The organism is Aggregatibacter sp. oral taxon 458 str. W10330 (genome assembly GCF_000466335.1).
Lineage (GTDB): Bacteria > Pseudomonadota > Gammaproteobacteria > Enterobacterales > Pasteurellaceae > Aggregatibacter.
The window spans coordinates 1-3049 of record NZ_KE952611.1; the positions used below are offsets into that span (position 1 = coordinate 1).

The window sequence follows — 3049 nt, forward strand, 5'->3', positions numbered from 1 at the left end:
GATGATGAAATCGGGCGTGGAATAAAAGCCTAACGAAGCATGTAAAATATGATGTTGTTATTTTATCCATACCATGATTTATTCAACAAGTTACACGCTACATTGAGACCGTAGCGTGTATCTTGATGCACGAAAATATAACCCATCAAATTTATTAAACGTATAAAAATACCCATCAAAACCACCGCACTTTTCAGACTAAATTAGTTTATTAACACCTTTTATTCGTGCAACAAGTTGCACGCTACGTTGAGATTTGGATCACAGTTTTGGTTTCTTTGTGTTGATTGTTTTTTGTGCTTGTTTATAATTTCTAGGTTAACAGTGTTTCTATGGTAGGAATGCCGTGAAATTTTATACATCAAAGAGAGCCTCCCATTTGCCAAAATGGTACGTAGCAAGGGTAAAATATTTAAATGATAATCAAAATAATCAATAAAATGAGAAAAGTAAAAAAACGATATTATTTTATGTTGTTGTTATTGCCTTTTCTTCATATGGAATTTAAGGGCTTTGTTAATGTGTTAGGATATTGCGAAAAGAAAGGTGCGAATATTTCTCAGTTATATTCAGAGCAAGAATTAATTGATAGAGCTATTAAGTTTTTATTAACTATATCTCCTTCTACGCAAGTAACAGTGGAAGGAAGACGGTTACATATAATACCGTATAAGACAGTTGAAGAATTCAAAAAAATAAACCCTAATTGTTGTTCGGTTGAGAGAACGGCTCATGAAGGATTTACACAAGATTTATCTATTAGAAAACAAGGCAAGTCTTATGGTTATGTTCACGTAGCTTATCTTTTAAACTATGAGGAAGATGTTGAACCATCTAAATTTGGTCTTATACTAGAATTCGATACTTGTGGTGAAATGAGTTATTTTAGTCAATAATTGATTGGAGGAAAAAGAAATGGCATTACCGACAGTAGAGCGTATTACTAATGAGTATTTATATAAAAATGATCAGGTTATTGATAATAGATTGGATGAGAACCTCATATCACAAAAAGGAACTACTATTTCGGTAGATAAAAAAGAGTTCATGAAAGGTCCGGGAAGATTTGTTAATGCCTCCGATTTTAGTATTGTATCTGCCTTCTTTACTCAAAAAAATGACATTGTTGCAATGAATAGAGAAGAAGCTATTCTTTCTAACTTAGCGGAGGGCGAATATAGTAAGCAAGAAATCCTAAAAATCTTAGGATATATAGATAGTAATGGAAAAGGAATAAATGGCATGTTTGCCGGTGCAAATAAAACGCTGGGTTTTTATGATGATGGAAAAGATGATCTGCTGGAGCGAGCTTATGTATGGAATAGTACATCTTATAAAATTAGCGATACAGCACGTTTTATCATTAATAAAAATGGAGAACGTAGAATTGAAGGATTTGGTATTGAACCCGGGCGAGTAGATAAGTCAGGTGAAATGATTGATGACTTTGATTTCATTGGAGGCGGATGGTCTAATTTAGTTAATCCCGGATTAGAAACTGTTATTGATCCATCAGGAATTGGTAAAACGGTGACTATTACATTTACAGGTAAAATAGATACCTACACATTAACTTCAACTGCATTTGAAAAAGAAAAAGATAAGAAGAGTTATTGGAGCCTTTTTAACGGCGCATCCAATTATATCCATTTAAATAGACTTATTAACAAATTATGGGATAGCGGATCGATTAAACATCTTTATCAAGGCAAGCCGATTATTTATGGTTCGGCAGATGAAAATGGAAAGGGCAAAAATGATGTGATTTCTGGTACTAAAATTATAAGAAAAATTTTAGGAAAAGAAGTGACGATCGATATTTCTAATCCGAAGGTTGAGAAAGGATCCCTCAATCTTTTAGGGTTATCTATAAACGGGAGTAGTATTATAGGCGGAACGTCATCTGCATCTAATTTTGCAAAATTAGACAATCCGCTTTCCGAATATGTCAAAAATGGCATAGCCTATGTTACAGGAGACGGAGATGATCGAATTACAGGCACGAACAATAATGATCTTTTTTTAGGCGGAGACGGCAACGACATCCTTATAGGCAAAGGCGGTGATGATGAGCTTTATGGCGGCAGAGGCAATGATGTGTTGTATGGTGATTACACAACGGATTCAGCGTCTTCCTCTTCAAATGAATCCTCAAGCGGTTCGGGAAATAATGACATTCTTAACGGTGGCGCAGGCAATGACATTTTGAACGGTGGTAAAGGGTATGACACATATTATATCGGTGATAACGACGTGATTATTGATTCGGATGGAGTAGGTAAAATTCATTTTTTACGCAAAGATTATCAAATGAAAACAGCGGAGGATTTGAAGAAAGAAAATGAGAGAGGTATTCATATTCCTCGTTTTAATCCGCAAGGGCTTCCTCCGGGGCAGGTATTTACGCTACTTTATGATCTCCATTTTGATTTTGGCAACGGTAACCCAAATGGGGGAACCAATAAATTGTTCGGTTTTTTGGAGAAAGTTGACGATGGCAACGGCTCAGCCCTTTTCACATTAAAAGATAGCGCAGAGAAGGTGATATATTATTTTGATGTAGAACAACCAAGAATGGTGGATGTGAAAAGAATAGGAAAAACGGCATTTAAACCTTATGTTTCAAAATCTTATTGGAATGGTGGTCTACAATCTCATGTAATGACAGCAAAGCGCTTAACGATTACAGAAGCGGATACGGGGCATAAAGTGGTCATCAATAACTTTATCAACGGCATGCTCAATATCGGATTGACGGATGTCGAGGTATATGATGGCATGTATTCAAGAATTTACCTTAATCAAGCGAGACAAAATAGTGGAGGGGGATGGGGCGGTAATCACCAGGCGGATGTGCGAGGCCAAGGGGCAGATATGGACAGCGGCAGTGGAAATAGCAGCGGAAGCGACAACAGCACAGGAACCGGTAATCACAATCATGGTGGTAACCCGGACAGATCTTCTCCCAACCCAAACCGACCTTCTCCAAACCAAGGCGGACGGCACTATGAAGTGTATGATCCGCTTGCGTTAGATTTAGACGGTGACG

Annotated in this window: 2 protein-coding genes; both read left to right on the forward strand. The window is 36.9% G+C overall.

Going from position 1 to position 3049, the window contains the following annotated elements; all coding sequences use genetic code 11:
- Nucleotides 1-497 precede the first annotated feature (497 nt).
- Nucleotides 498-896, forward strand: coding sequence for a hypothetical protein (locus HMPREF9065_RS03600; protein WP_198009768.1), 399 nt, complete (start codon nucleotides 498-500; stop codon nucleotides 894-896).
- Between the two features lie 19 nt (nucleotides 897-915).
- Nucleotides 916-3049: calcium-binding protein (locus tag HMPREF9065_RS03595; protein ID WP_033002602.1), on the forward strand; the 2134-nt coding region annotated here is incomplete at its 3' end.